The 14299-nt window shown below is 68.2% G+C and carries 16 protein-coding genes; 10 read left to right on the top strand and 6 right to left on the bottom strand.

What is annotated here, in order from left to right:
- Positions 1–120: 120 nt before the first annotated feature.
- Positions 121–501, bottom strand: a complete 381-nt coding sequence (locus tag HNP73_RS04365) for a VOC family protein (RefSeq protein WP_184147383.1) — start codon at positions 499–501, stop codon at positions 121–123.
- A 52-nt stretch (positions 502–553) separates the two neighbouring features.
- On the opposite strand from HNP73_RS04365, the gene bhcR reads away from it, so the two are divergent.
- Positions 554–1372 (top strand): HTH-type transcriptional regulator BhcR, encoded by an 819-nt coding sequence (gene bhcR, locus HNP73_RS04360; RefSeq protein ID WP_184147382.1) that lies wholly within the window; start codon positions 554–556, stop codon positions 1370–1372.
- Here bhcR and HNP73_RS04355 read toward each other — a convergent pair.
- Both HNP73_RS04355 and HNP73_RS04350 read right to left on the bottom strand, forming a co-directional pair.
- Entirely contained in the window at positions 1341–1745 is a 405-nt protein-coding gene (locus tag HNP73_RS04355) for a cupin domain-containing protein (protein ID WP_184147381.1), read from the bottom strand. The genes bhcR and HNP73_RS04355 overlap by 32 nt on opposite strands.
- Positions 1746–1879: 134 nt before the next feature.
- On the bottom strand, positions 1880–2359 hold the full coding sequence (locus HNP73_RS04350; protein WP_184147380.1) for a hypothetical protein: 480 nt from the start codon (positions 2357–2359) through the stop codon (positions 1880–1882).
- A 284-nt stretch (positions 2360–2643) separates the two neighbouring features.
- On the opposite strand from HNP73_RS04350, the gene HNP73_RS04345 reads away from it, so the two are divergent.
- From HNP73_RS04345 to HNP73_RS04330, 4 genes are all read left to right on the top strand, one after another.
- Positions 2644–3021 (top strand): MarR family winged helix-turn-helix transcriptional regulator, encoded by a 378-nt coding sequence (locus tag HNP73_RS04345; protein ID WP_221288171.1) that lies wholly within the window; start codon positions 2644–2646, stop codon positions 3019–3021.
- A gap of 70 nt (positions 3022–3091) precedes the next feature.
- Positions 3092–4402, top strand: a complete 1311-nt coding sequence (locus tag HNP73_RS04340) for an amidohydrolase family protein (RefSeq protein WP_184147378.1) — start codon at positions 3092–3094, stop codon at positions 4400–4402.
- Complete coding sequence (locus HNP73_RS04335) at positions 4399–5217, top strand: purine-nucleoside phosphorylase (RefSeq protein ID WP_184147377.1); 819 nt, start codon at positions 4399–4401, stop codon at positions 5215–5217. Before HNP73_RS04340 ends, HNP73_RS04335 begins: the two co-directional genes overlap by 4 nt.
- A 196-nt stretch (positions 5218–5413) precedes the next feature.
- On the top strand, positions 5414–5611 hold the full coding sequence (locus HNP73_RS04330; protein WP_184147376.1) for a hypothetical protein: 198 nt from the start codon (positions 5414–5416) through the stop codon (positions 5609–5611).
- 31 nt (positions 5612–5642) lie between these two features.
- On the opposite strand, the gene HNP73_RS04325 is transcribed toward HNP73_RS04330, so the two are convergent.
- Positions 5643–6443 (bottom strand): SDR family NAD(P)-dependent oxidoreductase, encoded by an 801-nt coding sequence (locus HNP73_RS04325; RefSeq protein ID WP_184147375.1) that lies wholly within the window; start codon positions 6441–6443, stop codon positions 5643–5645.
- 99 nt (positions 6444–6542) lie between these two features.
- Between HNP73_RS04325 and HNP73_RS04320 the strand changes: the two genes are divergently transcribed.
- The 4 genes from HNP73_RS04320 (at position 6543) to HNP73_RS04305 (ending at position 12565) form a co-directional block, all read left to right on the top strand.
- Positions 6543–8186 carry a GMC family oxidoreductase gene (locus tag HNP73_RS04320; protein ID WP_184147374.1) on the top strand — a complete coding sequence of 548 codons (1644 nt, stop codon included), beginning with the start codon at positions 6543–6545 and terminating at the stop codon, positions 8184–8186.
- A gap of 566 nt (positions 8187–8752) precedes the next feature.
- A complete protein-coding gene (locus HNP73_RS04315; RefSeq protein WP_343063197.1) occupies positions 8753–10246 on the top strand; it encodes an ATP-binding protein in 1494 nt (497 codons plus the stop codon).
- A 478-nt stretch (positions 10247–10724) separates the two neighbouring features.
- On the top strand, positions 10725–11507 hold the full coding sequence (locus HNP73_RS04310; protein WP_184147373.1) for a ThuA domain-containing protein: 783 nt from the start codon (positions 10725–10727) through the stop codon (positions 11505–11507).
- Positions 11504–12565: a Gfo/Idh/MocA family protein gene (locus tag HNP73_RS04305; protein WP_343063196.1), complete on the top strand. Its 1062-nt coding sequence runs from the start codon at positions 11504–11506 to the stop codon at positions 12563–12565. Before HNP73_RS04310 ends, HNP73_RS04305 begins: the two co-directional genes overlap by 4 nt.
- Here the strand turns inward: HNP73_RS04305 and HNP73_RS04300 are convergent.
- Together HNP73_RS04300 and HNP73_RS04295 are read right to left on the bottom strand one after the other, a co-directional pair.
- A complete protein-coding gene (locus HNP73_RS04300; RefSeq protein ID WP_184147372.1) occupies positions 12562–12888 on the bottom strand; it encodes an AzlD domain-containing protein in 327 nt (108 codons plus the stop codon). The genes HNP73_RS04305 and HNP73_RS04300 overlap by 4 nt on opposite strands.
- Positions 12885–13619, bottom strand: a complete 735-nt coding sequence (locus HNP73_RS04295; protein WP_184147371.1) for an AzlC family ABC transporter permease — start codon at positions 13617–13619, stop codon at positions 12885–12887. Before HNP73_RS04295 ends, HNP73_RS04300 begins: the two co-directional genes overlap by 4 nt.
- A gap of 94 nt (positions 13620–13713) precedes the next feature.
- On the opposite strand from HNP73_RS04295, the gene mobA reads away from it, so the two are divergent.
- The gene (gene mobA / locus HNP73_RS04290) at positions 13714–14298 is read left to right on the top strand and encodes a molybdenum cofactor guanylyltransferase MobA (RefSeq protein WP_184147370.1); all 585 of its coding nucleotides are present in this window, start codon (positions 13714–13716) and stop codon (positions 14296–14298) included.
- Position 14299: the final 1 nt, after the last annotated feature.

The following is a 14299-nucleotide window of genomic DNA, read 5'->3' as shown; positions in this document are numbered from 1 at the left end:
AATTTTTTTGAAATAATTTTTCAAAATGTCGAAAAACACGTATCTCCTTGATTCCAAAAAGCTTCAAGTTTTTCGCCATCGGGTCGGCTCGGTCGGCGGGCTAACAGCGAGTTAACGTGGTCACTGACGGGGGGTGATCTGGGTCGAGAGCCACCAGACGGTGCCGCTCGGGTCCGCGATGCCGCCACGGCGGTCGCCGTCGCCTTTCTCGCGCAGCGGCTCGACTTCGGTGCCGCCGGCTTCGAGGGCGCGGGCGAAGGCCGCATCCACGTCGTCCACATAGACGTGGACGTTCGAGGCCGGGGCGCCGCTCGCCTCGCCGCACATGACGATGGTATCGTCGATGCGGAACTCGGCGTGGCGGATGCCGCCGTGCTCGGAGCGGACGACAAGGACCGGCTCGGAGCTGAAGACGCGGGCGACGAAATCGAGAAGCAGGGTCGCGTCCGGCACGATGAGGTACGGTGCGACGCTGGTATAGCCTTCGGGTTTGTAGGCCATGGGCTCGTTCTCCTGGGGTAATGAACACGTAGTGGTTGAGGTGAAAGACGCAATGGAAAATACGCCGAAGCGCGGTCGCGGGCGGCCAAAGGCCTTCAATCCGAAGCCCGAGCAGACGACGGTACAGGCGCTCGACAGGGCGGTTCACATCCTGAAAGTACTGGCAGAAGGCGAGGGAATGAGCCTGACAGAGCTCTCCGAGGCTTCGGGGCAGGCGCCGGCGACTGTCTACCGCGTGCTCTCGACCTACGAGGCGCACGGCATGGTGGAGGTCCAGCCGGCGACGCAACTCTGGTTCATCGGCCAGGCGGCGTTCCGAATCGGCAGCGCGTTCCTCGGCAGGACGAATCTGGTCGAGCAGGCGCGAGTCGTCATGCGGGAACTGATGTCGGACACCGGCGAGACCGCGAACCTCGCCATCGCCGACGGCGGCGAGGTGGTGTTCCTCTCGCAGGTCGAGACGCACGAGCCGATCCGGGCGTTCTTCCGGCCCGGCACCCGGGGCCCGATCCATGCGAGCGGCATCGGCAAGGCGCTGCTTGCCTACCTGCCGACCCCGGCGGTCGAGCGGATCGTCCGCGAGCAGGGGCTCGCGTCGTTCACGCCGCGCACCATCATTGATCAGGACTTGCTGCTGGCCGAGATGGCCGACATCCGCGCGCGCGGCTGGGCGGTCGATGACGAGGAGCGCACCGAGGGGATGCGCTGCATCGCCGCGCCGATCTTCAACGAGTTCCGCGAGGCGGTCGCCGGCGTGTCGATCTCCGGCCCCGTGGTGCGGATGGACCGCGAAACCGGCCGCGGTTTCGGGGAACGGGTCCGCGAGGCAGCCGACCGGATCACCGAGGCGATCGGCGGGCGGGCGCTGTAGCCGGCGGCGGGTCGCCAAGATCCACGTAGTTCGCCGGCCGGAAGCGCGGGGTGCAGACGCAGTGGAATTCGAGCGGCGCCGCACCGGTCGCGGTGATCCGCTGCGCCACGCCGGCGGGAATGACGATCCGGTCACCGGGGCTGACCGCCTCAGGTGTGCCGTCCACTTCGACGACGCCGTGGCCCGCGAGGATCACGTAGCACTCCGTCGTGCCGGTGACCGCGTGCAGCCGGGTGGTGACGCCCGGCGCGACCCGGGCGAGCGCCAGCGAGGCGTCGGGGCTTTCGTCGATGTTGAGAAGTTCGGTGATCGAGCAGCGCTCGTCGGTCATGAACTCTGCCGGGAACGGGCCGGGGACGAGCCAGGCAGGCATGGGCGTTTCCTCTCGCGCGGCCAGGATGCTGCGGCACTATCGCGGCGCGGCGGGCGGGGATGCAACGCACTTGCGCCGCCCGGACGGGGTCCGGACGGCGGTGAGGATCCCGGGCGATGCCGGGGTCGGGCCGGTCACTGGTTGTCGCGGTCGAACTTGGCGGCGGCGATTTCGGTCAGCGAGAGGCCGGTGGCATCGTCGGCGGTGAGGCCGGCATTCGAGATGAGCTGCGCCCGGGCGCTGTTGTCGAGCGAGCGGGTCGCGACCGTCGCGCCGAGGTCGGCCGGGCGGATCTGGTCGTTGTCGCTCGAACCACGGCTGAACTTCACCGCGGCGATCTGGCCGAGCGAAAGGCCCTCGGCGGCGTCTGCGGACAGGCCGGCGGCGCGGGCGAGGTTGCCACGGGCGTCGGTGCTGGCCTCGGAGACGGGCTGCGCGTGCTGCGAGAAGCCGGCGTCACGGTTGAACTTCGCCTGCGCGATTTCGGTCAGGCTGAGGCCCGCGGCTTCCGACTGGCTGAGGCCGGCGTTGCTGGCGAGCTGGCCACCGGCGAGCGCCGGGCCCGCGAGGGCGATTGCGACAGCAGCGGCGAGGGGGGCAAGGTAGGACTTCATCACGGTATCTCCTGTTTCGATCGATCCTGAGTGGTCGATGCCGATGCATGGAGATATATGCGTCTGCATGGACATGGCAAGGTCAATGCAGTTGCATTTATCTCCGATCCCGGCGACAGTGCGTTTCCGGATCCGCCATCCCATGGCCGGGCCGGCTTGTTGCGCGGGCGGCCCATGCATATCTTTCCGGCATGACACACCACGAACCCTGTGAGTCCGCAGTTCGGGCATGGTCGCAGCTCATCCGGGCGCACCAGGCGGCGGTGACACACGTGGAAGGCGCGATGAAGGCCGCGAACCTGCCGTCCCTCGGCAGCTACGACGTGCTGCTCGAACTGGAGCAGGCGGGCGAGTGCGGGATGCGGCCGGTGGCGCTCGAGCGCGAACTCGCCATGCCGCAGTACGCGCTGTCGCGGCTGCTGGCGCGGCTTGAGGAAACCGGTCTCGTCGCGCGGCGAAGCTGCCCGCAGGACGGACGCGGCCAGATCGTCGCCATCACCGACGCCGGACGCGAGATGCGCCGCAAGATGTGGTCGGTTTACGCCCCCGCCCTGCACGAGGCGATCGGACGGCGCCTCACGTCCGAGGAGTCGGAGGGGCTCGCAGCCCTCCTCGGCCGGCTCCTCGGCCCGGAGAGCTGTGCCGCCGCCCAGGACCGTTGACGCCCGGCAGCGTTGACAGGGCCGAACCCGGCGTGCCACGCCTCGCTCTGCCACCGACGCTGGAGCCGGATTGAGCGATCTCATCATCACCAATGCCCTCGTGGTCACCGCCGATGACGCCGGCACTGTCTTTCCTGACGGCGCGGTCGCCGTCTCGGGCGGCCGGATTGAGCGGATCGGCCCGGCGGCGCAGATCGGCCTCGACGCGCGCGAGGTGATCGACGCCCGCGGCATGATGCTGATGCCGGGCCTCATCAACATGCACTGCCACGCCGGCGACAGCCTGTTCCGCGGCCTCGTCGAGGATCTGCCGCTCGAGCCATGGCTGCGCACCGTCTGGAAGGCCGAGGGCGCGGTCCTCGACCGGGAGACGATGCGGCTCGGAGCGACGCTCGGCTTCGCAGAGCTGCTGCTCGGCGGCGTCACCACCACAATGGACATGTTCTGGTATCCCGACCAGACCGTGGCGGCGGCGCGTGACGTGGGCATGCGCGTGGCGACGGGCGGCATCTTCTTCGACGGCCGCGGCATGGACCGGGTCGATGGCTCCGCCCGCCTCGCCGAGGCGGCGGCGTTCTTCGAGGCGTTCGGCGCGGCCGACGATGTCTTCGCCGGCTGCCTTCCCCATGGCGCCTACACCGTCGGGCCGGAAACCCTCGTCGCGGCGAAGGCGGCGGCGGACGCGAACGGCGGCTTCTTCTCCACCCACGCGGCCGAGACCCGGGCCGAGCGCCTCGAGATCGAGGAGCGTTACGGCCGCCCGGTCATCCGCCACCTCGACGCGCTTGGCCTCCTCGACGCGCGGACTGTGCTCGCTCATTGCATCTGGCTCGACGACGAGGAAATCGCGATCCTCGCGCGGACAGGCGCCACGGTGGTGCACAATCCGATGTCGAACCTGAAGCTCGCGAGCGGCTTTGCCCGCGTGCCCGACATGCTCGCCGCCGGTGTCCGGGTGACGCTCGGCACCGACGGGGCGATCTCGGGCAACGACCTCGACCTCTGGATGGCGCTCCGCCTCGCCGCGACCCTGCACCGCGCCGCGACCCTCGACGCACGGGCGGTCACGACCGGACAGGCGCTCGCAATGGTGACCAGCAACGCCGCCGCGGCGCTCGGCGCGGCCGATCGGCTGGGCTCGCTCGCGCCCGGAAAGCTCGCCGACATGATCCTCGTCGACCTGCGCCGGCCCCACGCGGTGCCGCTCTTCGATCCCGCGACGCATATCGTCTTCTCCACGGCGAAGTCCGACGTGCGGCATGTCTTCGTCGGCGGACGGCAAGTGGTGCGCGACGGCGCTCTGGTGCTGCATGATCTCGCGGTAACCCTCGACCAGGTGGCGGCGCTGACCCCGCGGATCGCCGCGAGCGTGCAGCCATGACCGACGCCCGCCTCAGCTCGGCGATGGCGTCGCTTGCCGGCAGGACGGGCGCGCCGGTGGATGTGGCGCTCATCCTCGGCTCCGGCCTCGGCGGCCTCGCCGACGCGGTCGAGGTCGAGACCGTCATCCCCTATGGCGAGATCGACGGCCTGCCGGTCGCCACCGCACCGGGCCACGCCGGCCAGCTGGTGATCGGCCGGCTGGCCGGGCGGCGGGTGGCGCTGATGCAGGGCCGCCTGCACCTCTACGAGGGCCTTGCACCGTCCGATATCGCGCTGGCCGTGCGCATTCTCCACGGGCTCGGCGCGCGGACCCTCGTCGTGACGAACGCCGCTGGCGCGCTCGACCCTGAGATGGTGGCGGGCGAGATCATGCTGATCGAGGACCACCTGAACCTGACCGGGGCAAACCCGCTCGTCGGCCCGAACGATCCGGCGATCGGCCTCCGCTTTCCGGACATGTCGCGTGCCTACGATCCGGTGCTCCGCGAGCTGGCACGGGCGGAGGCCGTCGAGGCCGGCATCGCGCTTCGCACCGGGATCTATGCCGGCCTGACCGGCCCGTCGTTCGAGACTCCGGCCGAGCGGCGCTTCCTGCAGGCGTCGGGCGCGCAGGCGGTCGGCATGTCGACGGTGATCGAGGTGATTGCCGCGGTGCACTGTGGCTTCCGGGTGCTGGCATTCTCGGCGATCACCAACGAGGCGACCGGCGGCCCGGACCAGGTCGAGGACACCATCGAGACGGTGCTCGCGCACGCGGAGACGGGCGGCAAGGTGCTCGCGGTGCTGCTGGCGCGGCTGCTGCCCCGTCTCTGACGGCGATCACGCCGCCGCGATGGAACTTCCATTGAAATCAAGGATCTTAACGGTCTGTTGAGCGGGCCGCTGATTGACCTCCAAGCTTCCATTCACCATATCCGAAGAACCGCTCACCAAGAGGCGGGTCGCAGGCAGCCGTTAATGAGTCGTTAGGAACCGTCGTTCACCTTTGGGTGCAAATCGGAGGGATCCCGTGAACGCCAAGCTTGCCATCCTGTTGATCTCTGCCGCTCTCGGTGCCGCTGGTGGTGTGAGCCTCTCGATCGCCGCCGGTTGGGGCCTGATCGCCGGCATCCTCATGTACGGCGCGGGCGGCTCGACCAGCCTCTTTGCCGCGAGCCTGCTGATCCTCGCCGCCGAGTGGTCGACTGAAGAGTCGGCGCACGCCTGAAGCCCGCCGCACCCTGCCGTCCTGTGCCCCCTCAGTCCGGGGCCGCGATCGGGTCGACGAGGGTGCGACCACCATCCACCGTCAGAATCTGGCCAGTCACGAAGCTCGCGGCCGGCGACGCGAGAAACAGCGCCGCCTCGGCGCACTCCTGCGGATCACTGATGCGCCCGAGCGGGGTCAGACGCGCCAGCGTCTCCGTCAGGTCGATATCCGGCAACGCGGCAGCGAGTGCCGTGCCCGGTATCCCGCCGATCGCCAGCGCATTCACCCGGATCCCCGTCGGCGCCAGCGCCAGCGCCAGAACGCGGGTCAGCTGCTCCAGCGCCGCGCAGGCGACCGAGAACGCGAGAAGCTCCGGAGCCGCCCGCCGGCCAAGCACCGACGAGATGTTGACGATCGCCCGGTCCGCCGGCCGGCTTTCCTCTTCCGCCAGGGCAGTCATCCGCCGCGCCGCGAGCTGGCTCAGCCGCAGCGTCGCCATCACATTCTCCTGCAACGTCGCGTCAAGCGCGTCCCCTTCGGGATCGAGCGGCTTCGAGGCGACAAGCAGCCGGCTCGCGTTCACCAGCACGTCGAGCCCGTCATAGGCGTCAATGGTCGTGGCGATCAGGTTCGACATGGAAAGCCTCTCGCGCAGGTCAGCGGGAAACGCCTGCGTCTTGCCGTCCCAGCCTTCGGCCTCGAGTGCCGCCACCTCGCGCGCGAGCCGGGTCTCGTCGATGTCGGAGAGCGTCACATTGGCCCCAGCCCGCACGAAACGCCGGGCGATCGCAAGGCCGATCCCCCGCGCCGCACCGGTCACGATCACCGACCTGCCGGCCATGCGAGCCATGTGAAATCTCCCCCTCTGCCCAGCCGCCGACCCTAGCCGAGCCGACGCCCCGGCGCGAGGCCCCTTGAGATCGCCGCGTCCGCCCCCCATAGATCCATCATGGAGCGCGACTTCGATTACATCGTTGTGGGCGCCGGCACGGCCGGGTGCCTGCTGGCGAACCGCCTGAGCGCCGATCCGGCCAACCGGGTGCTGCTCCTCGAGGCGGGCGGCTCGGACAACTACCACTGGATCCGCATCCCCGTCGGCTACCTCTACTGCATCGGCAACCCGCGCACCGACTGGATGTACAGGACCGAGCCCGACCCGGGCCTCAACGGCCGGCAACTGCGCTATCCCCGCGGCCGGGTGCTCGGCGGCTGCTCGTCGATCAACGGCATGCTCTACGTCCGGGGTCAGGCACGCGACTTCGACGCATGGGCCGAACTCACCGGCGACGATGCATGGTCCTGGGAGAACGCGCTCCCCGACTTCCGCGCCCATGAAAGCAACTGGCGCCGCGACGCCGGCGTGGACGATGCGGCCGCGGCGGAATTCCACGGCCGTGACGGCGAGCTTCGCGTCGAGCGTCAGCGCCTGAAGTTTCCGGTGCTCGAAGCCTTCGCCGCCGCCTGCACCGAGGCTGGCATCCCGCCGCGCGCCGACTTCAACGACGGCGACAACGAGGGCGTCGGCTTCTTCGAGGTGACCCAGCGCCGCGGCTGGCGCTGGAACGCCGCGAGCGCCTTCCTGCGCCCGATCCGCAACCGCACGAACCTCACCGTCAGGACCGGCGCCGAAGTCGACCGCCTGCTGATCGAGCGCCGCGCGGACGGCCTCGCCTGCACCGGCGTGCTCTTGCGCGGCGACGAGCACCTCACCGCCCGGCGCGCCGTCATCCTCTCCGCCGGAGCGGTCAACAGCCCGAAGCTCCTGCAACTCTCCGGCCTCGGTCCGGCGGAACTGCTCGCCGAGCACGGCATCGACGTCATCGCCGACCTGCCCGCGGTCGGGGGCAACCTCCAGGACCACCTCCAGATCCGGAGCGTCTGGAAGGTCCGCGACGCCGGCACCCTCAACGAGCTCTCGCGCGGCATCGGCAAGGCGCGGATCGCCATCGAGTACGCGCTGAAGCGCACTGGCCCCATGAGCATGGCGCCGAGCCAGCTCGGCGCCTTCACCCGCTCCGACCCCGGCCGCAACCACGCCAACGTCGAGTTCCACGTCCAGCCGCTCAGCCTCGACGCCTTCGGCGAGCCGCTGCACGCCTTCCCGGCGATCACCGCCAGCGTCTGCAACCTCAACCCCACCAGCCGCGGCCGCATCGACATCGGCAGCTCCCGCCCCGAGGACGCGCCGCTCATCCGCCCGAACTACCTCTCGACCGACGAGGACCGCCGCGTCGCCGCCCAGAGCCTGCGCCTCACCCGCACCGTCTGCTCCCAGCCGGCGCTGGCCCGCTACGCCCCGCAGGAATGGAAGCCCGGCGTCGAAATCCAGACCGACGACGACCTGATCCGCCACGCCGGCGACATCGCCACCACGATCTTCCACCCGGTCGGCACCACCGCGATGGGCAAGGACACCGACCCCGACGCGGTCCTCGACCCGCACCTCAGGATGCGCGATGGCAGGGGCGGCCGCATCGCCGGCCTCCGCGTCGTCGACGCCGGCGCCATGCCGGTCATCCCGAGCGGCAACACCAACGCTCCCGTCCTGATGATCGCCGAAAAAGCCGCCCGCTGGATCCTCGCGGACGGGTGAGGGGGGCGCCCGGTCTCCCGCCCCCGAGTTGCGATCCCGCAACAGCCGCCCGCGACGCATCCTCACCAGCCGCAAACCATCCGTCGCCGTCCGCCGCGAACGGTGCCTCGACTTCACCGGCCGCGAGGTGAAGGGCGTGTTCATCGACACGGTGCTCGACCACATCGGGGGGGGGCGTCTGGGGTGAGAGGGGAGACGGCTGGCGAAAGGGGAGTGCGGCACCTCTCGGTGGGTGGCACCTTAGTACGCAGCAACGACCCGGCCACTGCGCAGAAGCGCAATTGATGCTTGACTATCGCCAGAGCAAGAAAGGTGGTTGCCCCATCCGGCCGTCCGCGAACAACGCCTGACCCAACGGCCTGTCTGTCACTAAACGCGCCAAGGCGCTAATGTTATTGCCAGACGCAGAGCAACTTGCAGAGTGGTTGCTCCGTGTCTGGCGCGGAATGGTGCTGCGTCCGGACAACGTGTTCGGTTTGGATGGAAAGACAAATGGACGATGAACCGGCCGGCGTCGGCGCGCAGGCTCATGAGATCGAAGCCGCCACCTTCGCCAAGGCCTCCCGGTGAGCGCTGGTATCACCTCCGAAGCTCGGTTGGTCGCCCGCACGATCGCACTGGTCTCCGATTTGCGCGCGTACCCTGCCGAAGTCTCTTGGGTGGAGTTCAAGGAGAACAACAAGGATCCGCAGTTGATCGGCAAGCTGATTTCGGCGCTGTCCAATGCCGCGCGCCTCGCCGACCAGTCGTTTGCCTATTTGGTCTGGGGGGTGCGCGACGGCGACCATGCCGCGGTCGGAACTACCTTTCAGCCCTCAGTCGAAATGCAGAACAACCAGCCACTGGAGTTGTGGCTGGCGCAGCGCGTGCAGCCTAGTATCAATTTCACCTTCGAGCCGATTGACTATCATGGCGTTCGGCTGGTTTTGCTCAAGATCCCCGCTGCCCCCTCCAGTCCCGTCGAGTTCGACCGAACCGCCTTCATCCGAATCGGAAGCGCTACCCCGCGGCTTTCGGACTATCCCGAACGATTGCGCGCGCTCTGGGCCAAATTGCAGCCGTACGTCTGGGAAAGCGGACTGGCGGCGCAGTTCTTGAGCGGGGACGAAGTCTTGGCGCGGTTGAACTACGCCGCCTATTTCGACCTTACCGGCCAGCCATTGCCCGATAACCGCGCGGGTATCTTCGAACGACTTTCGACCGATCGTATCGTGCAGCGTGATGTAGGGGGGCACTGGAATATAACCAACCTCGGAGCCGTCCTATTCGCGAAGGCATTGGCCGATTTCTCTCCCTCGATCGCCCGGAAAGCGGTGCGTTTCGTCGCCTATGATGGTGCCAGTCGCGCCGATACTGTGATCCATCGCCAAGACGAGCAGCGCGGCTATGCAGCGGGTTTCCAGGGGCTTATCGACTACATCGATGGCCTGCTCCCGCGCAATGAGTTCATCGGCAAGGCTTTCCGTGAGGACCGACCACTCTACCCCTCGATCGCGATTCGCGAGCTGATCGCCAATGCACTGATCCATCAGGATATGACGGTGACAGGCACCGGTCCGTTGGTGGAGCTGTTCGCCGACAGGATGGAGATTACCAATCCCGGCCAGCCGCTGGTCAGCCCCGAGCGGTTCCTTGACAGTCCCCCGCGTTCGCGAAATGAGGCGCTGGCGGCACTCATGCGACGTATGCGGCTGTGCGAGGAGCAGGGGACTGGCATTGACAAGGTGATTGCCTCGGTCGAGATGCACCAGCTTCCGGCCCCGGACTTCCGCACGGAAGGGAATGCAGTGCGCGTGGTTCTGTTCGGCCCCCGCCGCTTTGCCGAGATGTCGCCTGAAGAGCGGGTTCGCGCCTGCTACCAGCATGCGGCGCTACGCTATGTCAGCGGGCAAAAGATGAACAACTCTACCCTGCGCGAGCGCCTTGGAATCGAGAGCCAGAATGCCTCGCAGGCGTCAATCATCATCCGTCAGGCATTGGATGGGAGACTCATTCTGCCCGCTGACCCTGAACATCCACGGGCAGGCTACGTTCCGTTCTGGGCCGGATCACGACCGTGAACTGGGAGAAAGTCTTGATCGGGTTTTGATCCACGAGGGTGAGTTGGTCACCGCTCAAGATAGATATCAATATCATTCAGTAGGTTAGGTGATTCCCACGGTGCTTTCGCTCTTGATCGGGTCTTGATCGACCGTGCTGCAGTGCCTGAGACTGGAGCAATGCCCGATCTGTCCCCGATCCTGTCCGCTAACGCCGGCCCGGCTCTTCTGAATGGTGCCTCTCCGGCAAGCTCCTGAATGCGGGTAGTTCGCCAACGCTCGGCTGCGAACGCGCCTGCGTACAGCATGGTCGGAATCAGCCATAGTGTGAGACACGCATTGACCAAGGCCAAAATACAGTCAAGAATGGTCATAATAACACGTTAAATCAACTAGTTAACCGCCAATCCCACTCCGCCCCCTCGCCCTCCCCACCCCCTTGCCCTCCCCCTCCCCACCGGCCACTCTCCCCCGGCCACAGCGAGAAGGACCGGGCCTCATGATCCGTACCATCGTCTGGAACGAGTTCGTGCACGAGCAGGAGAACGACCTCGTGCGGTCGATCTACCCCGAGGGGATCCATGCGACGATTGCCGAGGCGCTGGCGAAGGACCGCGGGATCGTCGCCTCGACTGCGGTCATGCCGGAGGAGGAGCACGGGCTGACAGCGGAGCGGCTGGCGGAGACCGACGTGCTGATCTGGTGGGGCCACAAGGCGCACGGCCGGGTCGATGATGCGGTGGTCGAGCGGGTGGTCCAGCGGGTCTGGGAGGGGATGGGCCTCATCGTGCTCCACTCGGGCCACTTCTCGAAGCCCTTCAAGCGGCTCATGGGCACCCCCTGCAGCTTGCGCTGGCGCGAGGCGGGCGAGCGGGAGCGGATGTGGGCGATCAACCGCTCCCACCCGATCCTCGCGGGGCTCCCCGGCCGGATCGAGCTGCCGAACGAAGAGATGTACGGCGAGCCCTTCCTCGTGCCCGAGCCAATGGAGACCGTGCTCATCAGCTGGTTCGAGGGCGGCGAGGTCTTCCGCTCCGGCCTGACGTGGCAGCGCGGGGCGGGGCGGATCTTCTACTTCCGCCCGGGCCACGAGACCTACCCGACCTACCACGACGGCACCGTCCAGCAGATCCTCAGGAACGCCGTCCACTGGGCGAAGAACCCCGCGCCTGCGTGGAGCGACATTTCCGACGCGCCGAACGTGCCGGTGGAGCAGGCGCCGGAGAAGATCGAGGTGAAGGGCGGCTCGCTCCACCGGCCCGGCGAGGAGGGTTACCGGTGAGCGCGGGCGAGCAGCGGCTCCTCATGGTCGGCACCGGCGCCATGGCGCGCGCCCACGCCCAGCGCTTCGGCGGACTGCCGGGCTGCCGCATCGTCGCCGCCGTCGACGTCACCGATGAGCGGGCCCGCGATTTCGCCGCCGCCTTCCAGATCCCGGTCGCTTTCGGCTCGCTTGCCGACGCCATCGTCTGGGGCGAATTCGACGCGGCGGTGAACTCGACGCCCGACGGGGTTCACAAGGCGACGACCCTCCAGCTCCTCGCCGCCGGCAAGCCGGTCTTCTGCGAAAAGCCCCTCGCGGTGAACTATCCCGACGCGCTCGAGATGACCGAGGCCGCCGAGGCGGCGGGTGTCGTCAACATGGTGAACTTCACCTACCGCAACGCCAGCGCGGTGCAGATGGCCCGGCAGATGATCATGGACGGCCAGATCGGCGAGGTCCGCCACGTGCAGGCGAGCTACCTGCAAAGCTGGCTCACCGGGCGGCACTGGGGCGACTGGCGGACGGAAGAGCGCTGGCTCTGGCGGCTCTCCTCCGCCCACGGCTCGAAGGGCGTGCTCGGCGATGTGGGCGTCCACATCCTCGACTTCGTGACCTACGGCACCGGCCTCGACATAGTGGCGCTCTCGGCGAAGATGCGGACCTTCGACAAGGCCGAGGGCGGAGTGATCGACGTCTACAGGCTCGACGTGAACGACAGCGTGGCGATGACGGCCGAGTTCTCGAACGGCGCCCTCGGGGTCATCCACATGAGCCGCTACGCCACCGGCAAGGCGAACGATCTCGACCTCTTGATCCACGGCGAGAAGGGCGCGCTGAAGGTCTGGGCCAACGAACTCGACTCGCGCCTCGACGTCTGCCTCGGGCCGGACATCGAGACCCAGACCTGGAAACCCCTCGAGTGCCCGCCGACGCCGCGCAACGAGACGCGCTTCCTGATCGCGCTGCTGTCGGGCGAGAACGGCGAGCCGAGCTTCCGGCACGCGGCAGGGGTGCAGCGTCTCCTCGACCTTGCCTTCGTGTCGGATGCCGAGGGGCGGATGCTGTCGGTGGCCTAGCCGATCAGCCAGAGCGCGAGGTAGAGGACGGCCATGCCGCCGAAGATCGACGCCAGGACATTGCGGGTGGTGATGCCGATGATGAGCGCGGCGACCGCCGCCGCAAGGCGGGCGGGGTCGGTCACACCGCCGGTCGCCTGCGGCCAGGCGATCAGCGGAGCGACGAGCCCGGGCATCACCGCGACCGGCACGTAGCGCAGCATTCGCGCAGCCCATGGCGGAAGGGCGCGGTCGCCCACGAGGCCGATGAAGGAATAGCGGATGAGGTAGGTGCCGATCGACACGACGGCGATCAGGATCCAGATGCGGGCGCTGTCACTCATTTCGGGGACTCGTTTCCGGCTTTCCGGCGCTCCAGCCAGATCTCGGTCATGGCGCCGGTCATCATGCCGGCGACCGCCGCCGCGAGCAGCCAGAGGTTATAGGGAAGCGATGCGAGCGCCAGCGCGACGACGACCGAGACGAGGGCCGCCGCCGCCTGCGGCAGGGTGCGCAGTCCCGGACCGACGATGGCGATGAAGGTGATCGGCACGGCGAAGTCGAGGGCGAAGGCCGGCGGGATGGCATTGCCGAGCACCGCGCCGAGCCAGGTCGCGAAGTACCACGGGATGCAGACCGGCACGGCGCCGCCGAGGAAATGCGCCAGCCGCTCGCGCTGGGTCATCGCCGGGCCGAGGGCAAGACGGTTCATCGAGATGCCGTAAGTCTGGTCCGTCAGGCAATACGCGGCGAGCAGGCGCCCGAGCAGCGGTGTCGAGCCGATCTCCTGGGCGAGCGAAGCGGAATACATCGCGAGCCGCAGGTTGACCGCGAGCGCCGTTGCGATGGCGATGAAGAGCGGCGCGTGCTCGGAAAGAAGTTGCAGCGCGGTGAACTGCGAGGCGCCGGCGATGACGAGGATGGTCATCGCCATCATCTCGGCCATGCTCCAGCCGGCTTCGCTGGCGAGCACACCGAAGAGCATGCCGAACGGCACGATGACGATCAGAAATGGCAGGCCGTCGCGGATACCGAGCCGAAACGCCCGGGCGAGGTCAGGGGAGGTGCGGTCCAAAAGCTCATCTCCGGCCGGCGGGGCTGGGCCACCGGCTGCGGTCCTTCTATCCTCCGGCCGTGCGGAATGACAACCGGGAGGCAGATGGTGGCAGATGGTGATCGTGGGCGTGATCCTCGCGGGCGGCCGGTCGAGCCGGCTCGGCGGCGGCGACAAGGGGCTTCGGTCGATCGGCGGCCGGCCGATCCTCGCGCGGATCGTCGAGCGGCTCACGCCACAGGTCGAAGGGGTGCTGCTGAACGCGAACGGGGACCCGGAGAGATTCGCGATGCTCGGGCTTGAGGTGGTGCCGGACAGCGTGCCCGACCTGCCGGGGCCGCTCGCGGGCGTGCTGGCGGGGCTGGAGCGGGCGGCGGCGCTCGGAGCGGATGCGGTCCTCACCGTGCCGTGCGACGCGCCGTTCCTGCCGCTCGATCTCGGGCAGCGGCTGGAGGCGGCCGGGCGCTTCGCGGTGGTCGAGGGCGGTGATGGGCGGCTGCATCCGACGTTCGGGCTCTGGCCTGTCGATCGGCGGACGGCGCTGCGCGAGGCGGTTGCCGGTGGCGCGCGGCGGATCGGAAAGTGGATGGCCGAAGCGGGGGCTGTCGTGGTGCGTTTCGACGACGAGGCCGGGTTCTTTAACGTGAACGCGGCGGCGGATCTGGCGGCGGCGGAGGCAATCGCCGTGCGTCTCGACTGAG

This window comes from Amaricoccus macauensis (assembly GCF_014201905.1).
Lineage (GTDB): Bacteria > Pseudomonadota > Alphaproteobacteria > Rhodobacterales > Rhodobacteraceae > Amaricoccus > Amaricoccus macauensis.
Note: the sequence above shows the minus strand (reverse complement) of the source record. Positions and strands in the feature narration are given on the sequence as shown.